Origin of the sequence: Nocardia sp. NPDC005366 (assembly GCF_040606855.1) — a bacterium.
Classification (GTDB): Bacteria; Actinomycetota; Actinomycetes; order Mycobacteriales; family Mycobacteriaceae; genus Nocardia.
The window spans coordinates 1-15208 of sequence record NZ_JBEXFQ010000058.1; the positions used below are offsets into that span (position 1 = coordinate 1).

Genomic DNA, 15208 nt, shown 5'->3' on the forward strand with positions numbered 1-15208 from the left:
TTGCGGCCTGGACGCATCGCTGAAGCTGCTTTGCTGGCCGAGTGGGGCCGGTGTCGATGGCTGTGGAACGAAGCCGTCCACCAGCAGAGGTCCGGGCGGAAACCGACGTTGGCGAAGCTCGGGAAGCTGTTGACCGAAGCGCGGTCGCGGATGCCGTGGCTGCGTGAAGGGTCCCAGGTTGCCCAGCAGCAGATGTTGCGGGAGTACTCCCGATCGCTGGAGCAGTCCTTCACGGTGAAGGGCGCGGTCGTCCGGTCCTCGAGGCCAGGAAGAAAACCCTGCCTTCGCTGGAATACACCACTCGCGGGTTCGGTATCAGTGGCGGCAGGTTGACCCTGCCGAAGGGGGTGTCCATTCCGGTCGTGTGGTCGCGGGAGTTGCCGTCGGCGCCGACGTCGGTTCGGGTGTTCCAGGATTCGCTCGGGCATTGGTATGCCTCGTTCGTGGTGCGTCGCGAGGTCGCGGTGTACCCGTGTGGTGAGGGTGGTGTCGGTGTCGACTGGGGTGTATCGACCACGGCCACCGCTAGTGATCCGGCGTTCGATCTGCCCTACCTGGGGCATCGGAAACGGTGTGCTGGCGAGTTGGGGAAGGCGCAGCGGAAGATGGCTCGACGTTATCGGAAGGGTCGGCCTGGTAGCAGGGGTGACGCCGAGGCGAAGCGTCAGGCTGCCAAGCTGGCGAAGAAAGCCGCCCGCCAGAACGTCCACGGCTCCCGTGTGTGGGCGAGGCGGGTTGTCGAGCGCCATGATCTGATCGCTGTCGAGGATTTCGAGCCCGTGTTTCTGGCGAAGTCCACGATGGCCCGTAAGGCTGCTGATGCCGCTATCGGTGCGGCGAAACGAGAATTGATCGAGCGTGCCAGGCGGGCCGGGCGGAAGGTGGTGTTGGTTCGGCCCGCCTATACGACGATGACGTGTAGTTCGTGTTTTGCGAGAGCCAAGCGACTCGAACTGCACGAGAGAACTTTCCGGTGCGACTGCGGTTACACCGACGGGCGCGATCGCAACGCTGCCAGAGTGGTTCTGGCTGTGGCAGAACGGGGCCACACCAGTGTTGATGACGTGAGACAAGCAGGTCACCTCCTTCGGGTGGATGGTCTGGTTGCTGTCTGAGCTGGAAATCTCCCTGCCTTCAAGCGGGAGAACCGTTAAGCCGCGCTCCGTTCGGTGTCGTCGGTGGCCGGGTGGCCGGTGATGGTGAGGAAGACCTCATCCAGGCTCGGCTTGGAGACATTGATCTCGTCCACCGCGATTTCCCACTCGCGCAGGCGGATCAGCAGATCGGTGGTCATATCGGCATCGCGCAGCGGAGCGGTGAGCCTGCCCGCCTCCGGGGTGATCTGCGCCTGCGCGCCGAGGAAATCGCCGACGATGCGCTTGGCCTCGTCGAGTTGCGTTATGTCACGCAGGGTCAGATGCAGGGAGGAGCCGCCGACCGAATCCTTGAGTTCGTCGGCGGTGCCGTCCGCGATCACCCGGCCGTGGTCGATCACGGCGATCCGGTCGGCGAGCTGATCGGCCTCGTCGAGGTACTGCGTGGTCAGCAGGACCGTCGCGCCTTCGCGGACCAGGCGGCGGATGGTTGCCCACATCTGGGCGCGGGTGCGCGGATCGAGGCCGGTGGTCGGCTCGTCGAGGAAGAGCAGCGGCGGGGTCGAGATGAGACTGGCGGCCAGATCCAGCCTGCGTCGCATACCTCCGGAGAAATTCTTCAACGACTTGTCCGCCGCCTCGGTCAGATCGAATTCCTCCAGGAGTTCGGCGGTCCTGCGTCGGGCGTCGGCCCGGCCGAGGCCGAGCAGGCGGGAGAAGATCATCAGGTTCTCGGTGGCGCTCAGATCCTCGTCGACCGAGGCGTACTGCCCGGTGACGCCGATCAGTGAACGTACGGCGGCGGCGTCCGAAACGACATCGCGGCCGAAGATGCGGGCGCTGCCGCCGTCAGGCCGTAAGAGCGTGGCCAGCATCCGGATCGTCGTCGTCTTGCCCGCGCCGTTCGGTCCGAGCACGCCGTAGACCGCGCCCTGCGGTACCGCCAAGCTGACACCGTCGACGGCACGCTGCTCCCCGAACACCTTGACCAGGTCGTTCGCCTCGACGGCGAGCGCTGAAGTGGGTGTGTAAGTCATGGGAACAACTGTGCGGGCGTCGTCTTGCACAGCCCTTGCACGGCGATGGCGGGTGTCTTGCACGGGGTAGGCGAACCCGGCGGCGCCGAGCGGCGGTGGCCGGGATCGCTACCGCACGCGGGTCAGTGCGCCGCGCTGACGAGCAGTTCGCGCAACTTCGCGCGGTTGGGTTTACCGGGGCCGTGCACCGGCAGTTCGTCCAGCAACGCCAATTCCCGTGGCGCGGCGATGGCGTCGAGTTCGCGCAGCACGTGATCGCGCAACTCCTCGAGGGTGGGCCGCGCGCCTTCGGTCGGAACCACCGCGACCGCTACCCGCTGCCCCAGCCGCTCATCGGGCAGTCCGAGTACGACGCATTCGCTGATCGCCGGATGCGTGACCAGCACGGCCTCGACGACCTGCGGGATCACCAGCAGACCGCCGGTCAGGATCGCCTCGTCCAGGCGGCCGGTGATATCGAGTACGCCGTTGTCGAAGGTGCCCGCGTCGTCGGTGCGGAACCAGCCGGGTTCGGCGAAAGCGGGATGATCGAGCAGCCCCCGGTAGCCGAGGGCGATCATCGTGCCGCCGAGTACGACCCTGCCGTCATCGATACGCACTTTCGCGCCGTCCAGCGGCACGCCGTCGTAGACGCAGCCGCCGCAGGTTTCGCTCATGCCGTAGGTGCGAACGACGGTGATACCGGCGGCCTTCGCGCGTTCCTGGACCGGTTTCGGGGTGGCCGCCCCGCCGACGAGCACGGCGTCCAGATCGGCGAGCGCCGCCGTTGCCGACGGGTCGTTCAAAGCCTTGATGAGTTGGGTGGGCACCAGCGAGGTGTAGCGGCGCGAACCGCGCATACCGGAGATGGCTCCCGCCAGCGCTTCCGGCAGGAAACCGCCGGAAACGTCGAGCACGGCGGGTTCGGTCCCCGCCTGAATACTGCGCAGCAGTACCTGGATACCCGCGATGTGGTGGGTGGGCAGGGCGAGTAACCAGGTGCCAGGTCCGCCGAGACGCTGGTGAGTCGCCGCGCCGCTGGCCCGCAGCGCCGCCGCGCTGAGCATGGCGCCTTTCGGCACACCGGCCGTTCCCGAGGTGGTGACCACGAGGGCCACCTCGTCATCGATCGGCTCGCCGGGGGAGAGCGCGTCGCTGAGTCGGTGGGCTTCGCGGCGATCACCGGTGGGAATCGGCAGCCAGGCCGGGCCGTTGCCCTCCAACGCCTCGCGCAGGTGCGGCATCACATCGCCGAGGCCGGAACCGCTCGGCATCGGCAATGTTCGCAGTGTGCTCACGACTCCGCCTCGCCGATCTTCGATCCCGACGCGCCGAGCCGAGACTCCACCTCGCTCGCGCGTTCCCTCGTACCCGGGGTCGGAGCACCCTCGGTTCGCTTGCTGCGCTCCCTCACGGTAGGGATCGTGTCATGCCCGCGCCGCCGCGCGCGGAACGGGTCGGTTTGCTGGGGCGACGCATACGAACTGCGACCACCCCCGGGAAATGGGATTCTGCTACGCCAGGCATCGGGGACTGCGATTCACTCGTCGGATGTCGGGATCGGCGGCAACCCGGACATCGGCGGCAGGGCGTCCACCCGAGCGTTATGGTCCTCGCCGCGACCCGCCTTGGCAACTCGACACCGGGTGCGCCTGCTGTGGTCGAACTCCGCGTCAGTCCTCCGACCAGCGCGAATCTCGCCGGATCGGATGCTCAGGGGGAATCTCGACCAGGACGATCGGCACCCCGTCCGGATCGTGGACCCACATCTCGATCAGGCCCCACGACTCCTTCTCGGGCGCCCGATCGATCGCGATCCCCTTCAACGCGAGTTCGGCGGCGGCGTCGGCCAGATCGCGCACTTGCAGCCAGATCGCCCCATGGAAATTCGTCGAACCGCCCGATCCGCCGTGCGCGGCGATCTCCAGCAGCGACTGTCCAGCGAAGAAAACGGTTCCACCCGGATACTCGCGCGCGATCGCCAGTCCGAGACCGTCGCGGTAGAAGGCCAGGGTGTTCCGGTAGTTCGCAGGCCGCAGAATGACGCGGCTGCTCAAGATGTCCACGATGCGGAATCCGTCCCGTCGAATAACTCAGAAATACCAGGGGTAGGGGGTCCAGTCCGGCTCGCGTTTCTCCAGGAACGCGTCGCGACCCTCGACCGCCTCGTCGGTCATGTACGCCATTCTCGTCGCCTCGCCCGCGAACAGTTGCTGTCCGACCAGACCGTCGTCGAGCAGGTTGAACGCGTATTTCAGCATGCGCTGGGCCTGCGGGGATTTGCCGTTGATATCGGCGGTCCATTCCAGCGCCACATTCTCCAGCTCCGCGTGATCGACGACCCTGTTCACCGCGCCCATCTGATGCATTTCCTCGGCGGTGTACGGGCGGCCGAGGAAGAAGATCTCGCGGGCGAATTTCTGCCCGACCATTTTGGCCAGATAGGCGCTGCCGTAACCGCCGTCGAAGCTGCCGACGTCGGCGTCGGTCTGCTTGAAACGCGCGTGTTCGCGACTGGCCAGCGTCAAGTCGCACACCACGTGCAGACTATGCCCACCGCCGGCCGCCCAGCCGTTGACCAGTGCGATGACGACCTTGGGCATGAACCTGATGAGCCGCTGCACCTCGAGGATGTGTAATCGGCCCGCGCGCGCCTGATCCACCGTGTCGGCGGTGTCGCCGCTGGCGTACTGGTAGCCGTTGCGCCCGCGAATGCGCTGGTCACCGCCGGAACAGAAGGCCCAGCCGCCGTCTTTGGGGCTGGGGCCGTTGCCGGTGATGAGTACCGCGCCGACATCGGGGGTCATCCGGGCATGGTCGAGCGCTCGGTAGAGCTCGTCGACGGTGTGCGGGCGGAACGCGTTGCGTACCTCGGGCCGATCGAACGCGACCCGGACGGTGCCCTGCCGGATATGCCGGTGGTAGGTGATGTCGGTCAGGTTCTCGAATCCCGGAACGGGCCGCCACAGCTTCGGATCGAAAGTCACACCGGTGATTATCGCGCGCGGTGAAATGCGTCGGAGCAGTGCCGCCCGTGCGATTACCGACAGAGGGCCCGACCTGGTGGGGACCGCCGATTTGACGGTGTAAAACGACGCGATACCGTGCTTGTGAGAGCGAAGGGCGGACGCGACCGAGTATCGCTCGGTTGTGCCGGAGGCGAGCGTGTGAGCGAGGCGGATATGAGCGAGGCGGATATGAGCGAGCGAGTGAAACCTGTTGCCGAACGACCGGTCGAGCAGCGAGCGCGACGGCCTCGCATCGATCGCAGCGCGGTGGACGAGAGCCGCTACGAGACCCACGGTGGCTTTCCGAAGGTGACCGCATCGAAGATCGGGGCGAATTTCGGCCCGTTCATCGAGGCGATGCGGACCCTGCAGGACCTCGCGGTCTCCGTCGACGCCACCGACGAGGTTTTCGGCGACGCGTTGGGCAAGGCACGCGAACTGATCGATCTCCTGGAACCGCATCGCGCACCGGAACTGCAGGGGCCCGCGGGCCGGGCCATGGAACTGCCGGGCCGAGGCAGTCTGCTGCTGCTGCCGTGGACGGTGCTGGAAGCCGGACCGGACGGCATCAGCATGACGGGCGTCTTCCGCCGATATCACCTCGGCGGCAACGGCGCGGCGCACGGCGGTGTGCTGCCGCTGCTCTTCGACGACCTGTTCGGAATGATCGTGCACTACGCGGGCAGGCCGATCAGCCGCACCGCGTACCTGCACGTGAACTATCGCAAGGTCACTCTTCTCGATACGCCGCTGTCGGTGCGGGGCCGCGTCGACCGGATCGATGGCCGCAAAACCTTCGTCACCGCCGAATTGCGCGATGAGCAGGGAGATCTGCTCGCCGACTGCGAGGGATTGATGGTGCAACTGCTGCCGTGGCAGCCCTGATCGGTCCGTCCGGATGCGCCGCGCGCCCACTCGTGCGAGGGTGAAGCGGGCCCGTTGCCGGGTGAGCGACGTGTGACCCTCGGCACCAGTGCGTATAGTGGCGTGCGCTCGTTCATCGACACGATCCGGAGGAACCTGAAAGTGGTTGCAGCACTGTCTGAATCCCTGCTCATCGACGCCAAGCGCACGGCATTCCTTGCCGACGCCAAAGATGTTCTGGACGCCGAGGTGTCGGACAAGGGTGGTGCGTCTGGCCTGGCCGTGAAGGGTGGCTACGCGGCAGTCAAGAAGATCAGCCCGTCCATCGTCCCCGACGCGCTGGAGTCGTTGGCGCCCAAGCTCGTCGCGCAGTTGGACCCGTTCTGGCAGGAATACACCGCGACGGGTGAGGGTCGTTTCGCCGACCTGCTCGTCTCCAAGTCCGACGCGGTCGCCGAGGCGCTGCTCTCGGTCACCGACGCGCGCGCCGAGGCCTCGTCTCGCCCCGCGCTGCAGAAGGTGTACTCCTCCATGCGCTCCTCGGCGAAGAAGAACGTCATCGAGGCGCTGCCGCGTCTGGGTGACCTCGTGCAGCGGCACGCCGTGTAATTCGCGGGTCGACCCCCGTCGTACGCCGAAGGCCATGCCCGTGAGGGCGATTCGGCGTTCGGCGGGGTAGTGCCCGCCGGGGCTGCGCGGCATAGGCCGCGCGACCCGCGACGGTGCGTTCGCCGCGCTCGATTCCGCACTGTGAGCAGGCTGACGGAGACGGCCGCCGAACTGTCTGCGAGGCTGGTGTGGTGAACCCGTCAACAGCGCAGGCACAGGTGGTCGTCGACGAACTTGTGCGCGGCGGCGTGCGCGATGTGGTGTTGTGCCCCGGCTCGAGGAACGCGCCGCTGGCCTTCGCTCTTCAGGCCGCCGACGTAGCGGGCAGGTTGCGGCTGCACATGCGCATCGATGAACGCACGGCGGGTTTTCTGGCCATCGGCCTGGCCGCCGCGGCTCGATGCCCGGTGCCGGTGGTGATGACATCGGGGACCGCCGTCGCCAATCTCGGCCCGGCCGTACTCGAGGCGAATTACGCGCGGATTCCGCTGATCGTCCTCAGCGCCAACCGCCCTTACGACATGCTCGGCACCGGCGCCAATCAGACCGTCGAACAGCTGGGTCTTTTCGGCAGCCAGGTGCGCGCCACCATCAGCCTCGGACTCGCGGAGACCGACACCGCAGACGGCGGCGGCCTCTACAGCCAGCAGAACAGCGTCTGGCGTTCGGCCGTGTGCCGGGTGCTTGCCGCCGCGCGCGGCACGCGTTCGGGCAACGCGGGTCCGGTGCATTTCGACATTCCGTTGCGTGAACCGCTCGTGCCGGATCTCGCGCCGGGCGAGATCGCTCCGGCGGGCCGCGACAACGGCCGGGCCTGGACCTCGACCCAGTACGCGACCCTCGACGTTCCGCTCGACATCGACCTCACCCCCGATACCGTCGTCATATCCGGCCACGGCGCCGGGCTGCGTCCCGAACTGGCCGACCTGCCGACCGTCGCCGAGCCCACCGCGCCCATGCACGGTCCCGCGCTGCACCCGCTGGTTCTGCCGCTGCTGCGCCCACGACAGGCGATCATCACCGGCAGGCCGACCCTGCACCGCCAGGTGTCCAAGGTGCTGGCCGATCCGTCGGTCACCGTGTACGCGCTGACGACCGGCCCGCGCTGGCCCGATGTGTCCGGCAATGTCGTCGGCACGGGTACCCGCGCCGTCATCTCCGGCGCGCCGCGCCCGGAGTGGCTGGCCCGGTGCCGTGAGCTCGACGCCACCGCGAATCAGGTGGTGCGCGACGAATTGGCCGCGCATCCGAAGCCGACCGGACTGCACGTCGCGGCGGTGGTGATGGACGCGTTGCGTCCGGGCGATCAACTGCTGCTCGGCGCGTCCAATCCGGTGCGCGACGCGGCGCTCGTCTCCTATCCGCGTCCCGATGTGAAAGTGCTGTCCAACCGGGGCGTCGCCGGTATCGACGGCACCGTCTCCGCGGCGGTCGGCGCGGCACTGGCCCATGACGGCCGGACGGTCGCGCTGATGGGCGATCTCACATTCCTGCACGACGCGTCCGGCCTGCTGATCGGCCGCGGCGAGCCACGGCCGGAGGATCTCACGATCGTGGTCGCCAATGACGACGGCGGCGGCATCTTCGAATTGCTCGAACAGGGCGATCCGCAGTACGCGGGCGTTTTCGAGCGCGTCTTCGGCACACCCCACGGCATGGATCTCGCCGCCCTCTGCGCGGCGTACCGCATCCCGCACAGCCAGGTCGATCCCGAACGGCTCGCTGTCGAATTGGCCGCACCCGCACACGGTGTGCGGGTGCTCGAGGTGGCGACCGAAAGGTCGAGCCTGCGGGAACTGCACGCCACCGTGAGAGCCAAGATCGCGCCCTGAGCGGCTCGCCCGCCCCCGGCGGTTATTCGTTCAGTTCGAAGGCTTCGTCGTCGGGCGGCACCTCGATCGCCTGCTCGACGATATCGGCGACATTCGCGTTCCACCTGTCCCGGTCGACGGCCTCGGCCAGTGCCTGTTCGTCGTCCGATGATTCGTCCGGGTCGACGGGGGTGGACTGTTCGGCCAGGTCCGCTTCGGAGACCTCGTCGCTGCTGTCGGATGTCGTACCTGGGGTGCTGCGATCGATCATCGTGTGCTCCTGTCCGGCGTCGCTCTGGTTCCGGGTACCCGGTCCTTCGAGGTGAAACAGTCCAGCAGCATTGAGGATGCGCCACGTCGGCCGATCCGGCAAACGAACGGCCGGATCAGTCGGGTGACGCGGCGTCGCGCCGCCTACTCCCCGTCACGCGGCCCGCCCCCGTTCGCCGGATGTTCCACGAGCGCCACCAGGCGATTGGCCATGAACCGTGCGGTGCGCACCGGTGTGCCGCTGCGCGTCACCTCGCTGACCTCCACCACGCCGCGCGCGATCCGCACATCGACTCGCCGACCCGCGCGTGTCGCCGCTATCTCGTAACTGCTCGACCTGTCGCCGATATCGACGACGATCTCCACTCGATCACCCTTCATCTCCCAATTATCCTCTTATCCAGCGGATTTCGCTGTCACGACTTGGTCGCGGTCCGCAGCGTGCCCGCCGCGACGGCGTCCATCGCCGCGCGGGCCGCGGTGTCGGCGACCGCCTCGTCGATGGGGTCGCCGCTGGCCAGCAGGCGGTAGTACAGCGGTGCGGAGACCGCCGAGAAGACGGCGCGCGGGTCGGTGCCCGCGGGGGCCTCGCCGCGGGCGACGGCGGCTTCCACGCATGGCGCCCATTCGCTGAGCCGCACATCGTAGAAGCGGCGCAATGCGGTGGCGGCTGCTTCGTCGCAGGTGGCCGCCGCGATGACGGCGCGGAACAGTCGTCCCTGCCGTGGATCGGTGAGCGTCCGGGCGACCAGGCGCGCGTTGGCGGTGAGATCGCCGAGCAGCGAGCCGGTGTCGGCGCGCGCCACGGAGTGTTCGGCCATATCGACAAGCAGATCGGTCACCAGGCCGGTGGCGGTGCCCCAGCGCCGGTACACCGTGGTTTTCCCGACTTCGGCGCGGGCGGCGACCTCGGCCAGATCCAATTCCGCGAATCCGCGTTCGGCCAGGAGATCGCCCGCGACGCGCAGTACCGCCTCGCGGACCCGGGCGGTCCGTCCACCGGGTCGGATCGATCCCGGTGTCGCGTCCTCGGATGTCATAACGGAACTCCAGTTTCATTTATGGCTCGCCAGGTGTAGTCTTCGAATTGTTAACGGAACTATAGACCCTTTAAGAGTCACCATGGAGTACCGGCGACTCGGCGCATCCGGACTTCTCGTCCCCGCCCTGAGTTTCGGCGCGGGCACCTTCGGCGGGCGGGGCGCGCTGTTCAGTGCCTGGGGCGACACCGACGCCGCGCAGGCGCGCAGGCTGCTCGACATCAGCCTGGAGGCTGGCGTCACGATGTTCGATACGGCCGACGTCTATTCCGACGGCGTCTCCGAGGAAGTGCTCGGCGCGGCCATCAAGGGCAGGCGCGATCAATTGCTGATCTCGACCAAGGCGGGTCTGCCGACCGGGCCGGGCCCGAACGACGCCGGGTCCGGACGGTCGCGGCTGATCGGCGCGGTCGAGAGTTCGCTGCGCAGGCTCGGCGTCGAGCACATCGATCTGTTCCAGCTGCACGCCTTCGACGCGGGCACCCCGGTCGAGGAAACCCTTGCCGCACTCGACGATCTGGTGCGCGCGGGCAAGATCCGCTATCTCGGCGCGTCCAACTTCGCGGGCTGGCAGCTGATGAAATCCCTCGCCGCGGCCGATCGCGGCGGCCTCACCAGGTATGTCGCGCACCAGGTCTATTACTCGCTGGTCGGTCGCGATTACGAATGGGAACTGATGCCGCTCGGGCAGGATCAGGGGGTGGGCGCGGTCATCTGGAGTCCGCTCGGCTGGGGACGTCTCACCGGCAAGATCCGCCGCGGCAGCCCACTTCCCGAGGGCAGCCGCCTGCACCAGACCGCCCAGGCGGGTCCGCCGGTCGACGACGACCTGCTCTACGACGTGGTCGACGTTCTCGACGATATCGCCGCCGACACCGGCAAAACCGTCCCGCAGATCGCCCTCAACTGGCTGCTGGGCAGGCCGACCGTTTCCACCGTCATCGTCGGGGCCCGCGACGAGGACCAACTCCGCCAGAACCTCGGCGCAGTCGGCTGGCGACTCGACCCGGCCCATATCGCCCGCCTCGACAAGGCGAGTGCGACCACCGCGCCCTACCCCTACTACCCGTACCACCGCCTGCCCGACTTCACCCGCCTCAACCCGCCCCCGGTCTGAGCTCGGCCGGTGGCGCGCCGCGCGGAATCAGTAGACGTCGCGGACGTAGCGTTTATCGGCGATCAGCTGCTTCTTGAAGGCGAGCGCGGCGGATTCGTCGAGTTTGCCGTGGATCTGGGCGATACGCAGCAGGGTGTCGTCCACATCCTTCGCCATCCGCGCCGCGTCGCCGCAGACGTAGAAATACGCGCCCTCGCGCAGCCACGACCACAATTCCGCGCCGTGTTCGATCATGCGGTGCTGCACGTAGATCCGTTCGCGCTGGTCGCGAGAGAAGGCCAGATCGAGGCGGGTGAGGAAACCCGAGCGGAACATGTCTTCGAGTTCGGTGCGGTAGTAGAAATTCTGTGCCGCATGCTGTTCGCCGAAGAACAGCCAGTTCCGTCCTGGGGCGCCGAGTGCGCGGCGCTCCTGAAGGAAACCGCGGAACGGCGCGATCCCGGTGCCGGGGCCGACCATGATCATCGGCGCGTTCGGATCCAGCGGCGGCCGGAAATGCGGTGCGCGCTGCAGGAAGATGGGGACCTCGGCGCCGAGGCCGTCCACCCGGTCGGCCAGGTAGGTCGAGCACACGCCGCCGCGTCTGGCCGCGGAACCGGTCGCGGCCGGATCTCCGTAGCGCACAACGCCGACCGTCAACTGCACTTCGTCGGGACTGACCAGCGGACTCGACGAAATCGAATACTGGCGTGGCTGCAGTTTTTTCATCGTGGCGAGCCAGTCGACCAGATCGGCTCGCACCGGGAACTCCCGCAGCACGTCGACGGCCTGACGATCCCACAGGTAGTTGGCGAGTTCGTTGCGGTTGTCGCGGCGCAGCAGTTTGGCGAGCTGCTGATTCGGATTGCGTTCGGCCACAAAGGTCAACAGATCGTGACTGATCTTGGTGATGTCGTAGCGGGTGCGCAGCGCCTGCACCAGCGGCATCTCGCGATCGTCGACCTCGACGGTGCGGCGTCCGTCCAAACCCGTCGCGGCGAGCCATTCGGCTACGAGCGACTCGCAGTTGGACGGCCATACGCCCAGCGAATCGCCGACCTCGTAGGAGGCGTCCAGCCCGCGTAGATCGAAACCGAACTGGCGCACCTCTTTCGGCGAGCCAGGCCGCGACAGCGGCTCATTGCGCACCAATGCCGTGGTCAGCGGCGAATGACGGGTGAAAGGCGCGGCGTTGTCGCGCGCGGAACGAGTCGGCGCGGGTGCGGGCCGGGTCAGCGTCATGGTGGCGCCACCGGCGGTGGCCGCAGCGGCTGGGCGAGGAGAGAGACGGTCGGTCGTCGCGGCGACCGTTCCCGGCACGGTATCGGAGTGATCGAGGTCCGCCCCGTCGCCGAGCGCGGCGAGCACGTCGTCGAGCCAGCGCTGCGCCGATTCCCGATAGTCGGGTTCGCTGTCGGTGCGGGGCAGCAGCCGGGTGGCTCCGCGTTCGGCCAGTTTCGCGTCCAGTTTGCGACCGTGGCCGCAGAAATCGTCATAGGAGGAATCGCCGAGGGCGAATACCGCGTAGCGCATGCCGGTGAACCGGAGCACGCTGTCGTCGAGCCGATTCCAGAAATCGGCGCCGTTATCCGGGGGCCCGCCGTCGCCGAAAGTACTGCTGATCACCAGCACATCGCCGGTGAGTACCTCGAGTTCGCACGAATCCATATCGAGCAGCCTCGGCCCGTACCCGGCTTCGGCGAGACGTTCGGCCACCTCGGCGGCGAATTCCTCGGCATTGCCGGTCTGTGACGCCCACAACACCGTGACGGGTGCGGCGGCGGGTGTTTCCCCGCCGACCGCAGTCCCGGAGCCCCGCGAGTACATCCCCGCGAGCATTCCGTCGATCCACATCCGGCTGCGCGCGGACAGCGGCGCGGAATCGGGCAGCACCGGCTGGCCGACGACGGGAAGTGTCTGCAGGGCGGCGAGATATCCGCTCAGGTAGATCTGTTCGATATCGCTGAGCGTCGGAGCGATCCCGCTGTCGATGCCGAGCATGACGGCAAGCGGATGCGGTTCGGCGGTGCGCGCGCCGGACTCGATGGAAGTCACCGCCGGGGTGTCGCGTTCGGGTTCGGGTACCGGCGCGACGCGGCGCAGCGATACCGCGCACGCCTTGAATTCCGGCTGTAGCGAGGCCGCGTCCACCGCGTCATTGGTGACGGCGTTGATCGTCAGATACTCGCCCTGCTCGTCGTTCCAATGGAACGGCGCGAAACAGTCGCCGGGCCGCACCCGATCGCTGATCTGCGCAGGCAGGACCGCACGTCCACGCCGCGAGGCGATTTCGAGCTGATCGCCCGCCCGCACGCCGAGTCGTTCGGCGTCATCGGGATGCACCTCGAGGAAGGGCTTGCCGTTCAACTTGTTCAGCTTGGCGATCTTGCCGGTTTTGGTCATGGTGTGCCATTGATGCTGCAACCTGCCGGTATTGAGCACGAACGGGTAGTCGTCGTCCGGCATTTCCTCCTGCGCCATATGCGGGCGCGGCCAGAACACAGCCCTGCGGCTCGGCGTGGCGAAGGCCAGTCTCGGCTGATGCCCGGCCTCGTCGACGAACAGGTGCTGGCTGACGCCGTCGTTGAGATAGCGGATGGGGTTGCGGCGCGCACCGGGGTCGGCGCACGGCCATTGCATCGAAGATTCGCGCAGGGCGTCGTAACTCATGCCGCGCAGGTCGTAGCCGGTCGCCGGGTTCGCGAATCGCTTGATCTCGGCGAAGACCTCGGCGCTCGACGCGAACGCGAAGCCGGGGAACCCCATGGCGGTGGCGACCTGGGCGATGAGCAGCCAGTCCGGGCGCGCGTCGCCCGCCGGTTCGACCGATTGCTGGAGCAGCGTGACATTGCGCTCCGAATTCACCATCACCGCGTCGGCCTCGGCCCACAGCGTGGCGGGCAGCAGCAGATCGGCATAGGCGTTGGTGGCAGTGTCGGTATAGGTGTCCTGCGCGATGACCAGTTCGGCGGCCTCCAGACCGGCGATCACGGTTTTACGATTGGCGACCGAGGCGACGGGATTGGTGCAGATGATCCAGGCGGCCTTGATATCCCCGTCCGCCATCGCGCGGAACATCTCGATGGTGCCCGGCCCGGCTTCGGTACGCAGGGTGCCCGGCTCCAGGTCCCACGCGGTTTCGACGAAAGCGCGGTCGCCGGGAGCGAGCAGGCTGCGCTGGCCCGGCAGGCCAGGGCCCATATATCCCATCTCGCGTCCGCCCATGGCGTTGGGCTGGCCGGTGAGCGAGAACGGTCCGCTGCCGGGACGGCAGATGGCGCCGGTCGCCAGATGCAGGTTGCACAGGGCGTTGGTGTTCCAGGTGCCGTGCGTGGACTGGTTGAGACCCATCGTCCACAGCGACATCCACTCGCCCGCCTCGGCGATCAACCGGGCGGCTGTCCTGATATCGGCCTCGGCCAGTCCGGTGATCCCGGCGACCACATCCGGGGTGTACTCGGCGAGGAATGCGGGCATGGCGTCCCAGCCCTCGGTGTGCTCGGCGATGAATTCCTCATCGATATCGCCGCTGTCGACGAGCAGATGCAGGATGCCGTTCAGCAGCGCCAGATCGGTGCCGGGTTTCAGTTGCAGGAACAGATCGGCGCGGGCGGTGGTCTCGGTGCGCCGCGGATCGACGACGATGAGTTTCGCGCCCGCCTTGAGCCGGTCGACCATGCGCAGATAGAGGATCGGGTGGCAGTCGGCCATATTCGCGCCGATGACGAAGAACAGATCCGCGTGCTCGAAATCGTCGTAGGAGCCGGGCGGGCCGTCGGAGCCGAGCGACTGTTTGTAGCCGGTGCCCGCGCTCGCCATGCACAGTCGTGAATTGGCCTCGATATGGACGGTCCGCAGGTAACCCTTGGCCAATTTGGTGGCGAGATACTGCGCCTCCAGCGACATCTGTCCGGAGACGTAGAGCGCGATCGCGTCGGGCCCGTGCTCGTCGAGAATGGCGCGCAACCGGTCGGCGGCCTCGGTGACCGCGGCGTCGACGGAGACCGACACCGGTGCCTGCCCGCGCTCGGGCCGCCGGTACGCGGTATCCATCCGGCCCGGCGCGCGCATGAGTTCGAGGTGGGTCGCGCCCTTCGTACAGAGCCTTCCGGCATTGGACGGATGCAGTCTGTCGCCGCTGACCTTGGCGATCACCGGCTTACCCGCGGCGTCGGAGGTGGTCTCCACGGTGATTCCGCAGCCGACGCCACAGTAGGAGCACGCCGTCTTGGCGGTGCCTCCCGTGCGACCCGTTACTGCATCCGACATGCCTCCGATAATGGCTACCGGCCGTTGCGCCGCATTTACCCAGCGTTATCGTCAGATGACAATTCTCCTCACGGCGCGATTCCGCGGCGGTGAGATCGGCGCTCCCGAGGTCGGTCGATGCTCGGATCAGC

Annotated in this window: 13 protein-coding genes and 1 pseudogene; 6 read left to right on the forward strand and 8 right to left on the reverse strand. The window is 67.4% G+C overall.

The window, feature by feature from the left end:
* Nucleotides 1–333: pseudogene (locus ABZS43_RS34875) on the forward strand (hypothetical protein); the annotation flags it as partial.
* Nucleotides 288–1115 (forward strand): transposase, encoded by an 828-nt coding sequence (locus ABZS43_RS34880; RefSeq protein ID WP_355040299.1) that lies wholly within the window; start codon nucleotides 288–290, stop codon nucleotides 1113–1115. The pseudogene ABZS43_RS34875 and the gene ABZS43_RS34880, both read left to right, overlap by 46 nt.
* A 35-nt stretch (nucleotides 1116–1150) precedes the next feature.
* On the opposite strand, the gene ABZS43_RS34885 is transcribed toward ABZS43_RS34880, so the two are convergent.
* From ABZS43_RS34885 to ABZS43_RS34900, 4 genes are all read right to left on the reverse strand, one after another.
* A complete protein-coding gene (locus ABZS43_RS34885) occupies nucleotides 1151–2131 on the reverse strand; it encodes an ATP-binding cassette domain-containing protein (protein ID WP_355040276.1) in 981 nt (326 codons plus the stop codon).
* Between the two features lie 122 nt (nucleotides 2132–2253).
* The gene (gene menE / locus ABZS43_RS34890) at nucleotides 2254–3408 is read right to left on the reverse strand and encodes an o-succinylbenzoate--CoA ligase (RefSeq protein WP_355040277.1); all 1155 of its coding nucleotides are present in this window, start codon (nucleotides 3406–3408) and stop codon (nucleotides 2254–2256) included.
* Nucleotides 3409–3783: 375 nt separating this feature from the next.
* Nucleotides 3784–4176 carry a VOC family protein gene (locus ABZS43_RS34895; protein ID WP_355040278.1) on the reverse strand — a complete coding sequence of 131 codons (393 nt, stop codon included), beginning with the start codon at nucleotides 4174–4176 and terminating at the stop codon, nucleotides 3784–3786.
* 27 nt (nucleotides 4177–4203) lie between these two features.
* On the reverse strand, nucleotides 4204–5097 hold the full coding sequence (locus ABZS43_RS34900; RefSeq protein ID WP_355040279.1) for a 1,4-dihydroxy-2-naphthoyl-CoA synthase: 894 nt from the start codon (nucleotides 5095–5097) through the stop codon (nucleotides 4204–4206).
* A 210-nt stretch (nucleotides 5098–5307) separates the two neighbouring features.
* On the opposite strand from ABZS43_RS34900, the gene ABZS43_RS34905 reads away from it, so the two are divergent.
* From ABZS43_RS34905 to menD, 3 genes are all read left to right on the forward strand, one after another.
* The gene (locus ABZS43_RS34905; protein WP_355040300.1) at nucleotides 5308–6003 is read left to right on the forward strand and encodes a PaaI family thioesterase; all 696 of its coding nucleotides are present in this window, start codon (nucleotides 5308–5310) and stop codon (nucleotides 6001–6003) included.
* Between the two features lie 141 nt (nucleotides 6004–6144).
* On the forward strand, nucleotides 6145–6591 hold the full coding sequence (locus tag ABZS43_RS34910; protein WP_355040280.1) for a hypothetical protein: 447 nt from the start codon (nucleotides 6145–6147) through the stop codon (nucleotides 6589–6591).
* A gap of 191 nt (nucleotides 6592–6782) precedes the next feature.
* Nucleotides 6783–8423 (forward strand): 2-succinyl-5-enolpyruvyl-6-hydroxy-3-cyclohexene-1-carboxylic-acid synthase, encoded by a 1641-nt coding sequence (menD, locus tag ABZS43_RS34915; RefSeq protein WP_355040281.1) that lies wholly within the window; start codon nucleotides 6783–6785, stop codon nucleotides 8421–8423.
* Between the two features lie 22 nt (nucleotides 8424–8445).
* Here the strand turns inward: menD and ABZS43_RS34920 are convergent, their stop codons facing one another.
* The 3 genes from ABZS43_RS34920 to ABZS43_RS34930 all read right to left on the reverse strand — a co-directional run bounded on the left by ABZS43_RS34920 (nucleotide 8446) and on the right by ABZS43_RS34930 (nucleotide 9712).
* Nucleotides 8446–8673: a hypothetical protein gene (locus tag ABZS43_RS34920; RefSeq protein WP_355040282.1), complete on the reverse strand. Its 228-nt coding sequence runs from the start codon at nucleotides 8671–8673 to the stop codon at nucleotides 8446–8448.
* A 143-nt stretch (nucleotides 8674–8816) separates the two neighbouring features.
* A complete protein-coding gene (locus tag ABZS43_RS34925; RefSeq protein ID WP_355040283.1) occupies nucleotides 8817–9053 on the reverse strand; it encodes a hypothetical protein in 237 nt (78 codons plus the stop codon).
* Between the two features lie 35 nt (nucleotides 9054–9088).
* Nucleotides 9089–9712: a TetR/AcrR family transcriptional regulator gene (locus tag ABZS43_RS34930; RefSeq protein ID WP_355040284.1), complete on the reverse strand. Its 624-nt coding sequence runs from the start codon at nucleotides 9710–9712 to the stop codon at nucleotides 9089–9091.
* 82 nt (nucleotides 9713–9794) lie between these two features.
* Between ABZS43_RS34930 and ABZS43_RS34935 the strand changes: the two genes are divergently transcribed.
* Complete coding sequence (locus ABZS43_RS34935) at nucleotides 9795–10829, forward strand: aldo/keto reductase (RefSeq protein WP_355040285.1); 1035 nt, start codon at nucleotides 9795–9797, stop codon at nucleotides 10827–10829.
* Nucleotides 10830–10856: 27 nt separating this feature from the next.
* Here the strand turns inward: ABZS43_RS34935 and ABZS43_RS34940 are convergent, their stop codons facing one another.
* A complete protein-coding gene (locus ABZS43_RS34940; protein ID WP_355040286.1) occupies nucleotides 10857–15077 on the reverse strand; it encodes a bifunctional nitrate reductase/sulfite reductase flavoprotein subunit alpha in 4221 nt (1406 codons plus the stop codon).
* Nucleotides 15078–15208: the final 131 nt, after the last annotated feature.

What these genes read in the sequence shown, in the direction of transcription:
- ABZS43_RS34885 (WP_355040276.1), bottom strand. Translation starts at nt 2,131, where the DNA reads ATGACTTACACACCCACTTCAGCGCTCGCCGTCGAGGCGAACGACCTG.
- ABZS43_RS34905 (WP_355040300.1), top strand. Translation starts at nt 5,308, where the DNA reads ATGAGCGAGCGAGTGAAACCTGTTGCCGAACGACCGGTCGAGCAGCGA.
- ABZS43_RS34920 (WP_355040282.1), bottom strand. Translation starts at nt 8,673, where the DNA reads ATGATCGATCGCAGCACCCCAGGTACGACATCCGACAGCAGCGACGAG.
- ABZS43_RS34925 (WP_355040283.1), bottom strand. Translation starts at nt 9,053, where the DNA reads ATGAAGGGTGATCGAGTGGAGATCGTCGTCGATATCGGCGACAGGTCG.
- ABZS43_RS34930 (WP_355040284.1), bottom strand. Translation starts at nt 9,712, where the DNA reads ATGACATCCGAGGACGCGACACCGGGATCGATCCGACCCGGTGGACGG.
- ABZS43_RS34935 (WP_355040285.1), top strand. Translation starts at nt 9,795, where the DNA reads ATGGAGTACCGGCGACTCGGCGCATCCGGACTTCTCGTCCCCGCCCTG.
- ABZS43_RS34940 (WP_355040286.1), bottom strand. Translation starts at nt 15,077, where the DNA reads ATGTCGGATGCAGTAACGGGTCGCACGGGAGGCACCGCCAAGACGGCG.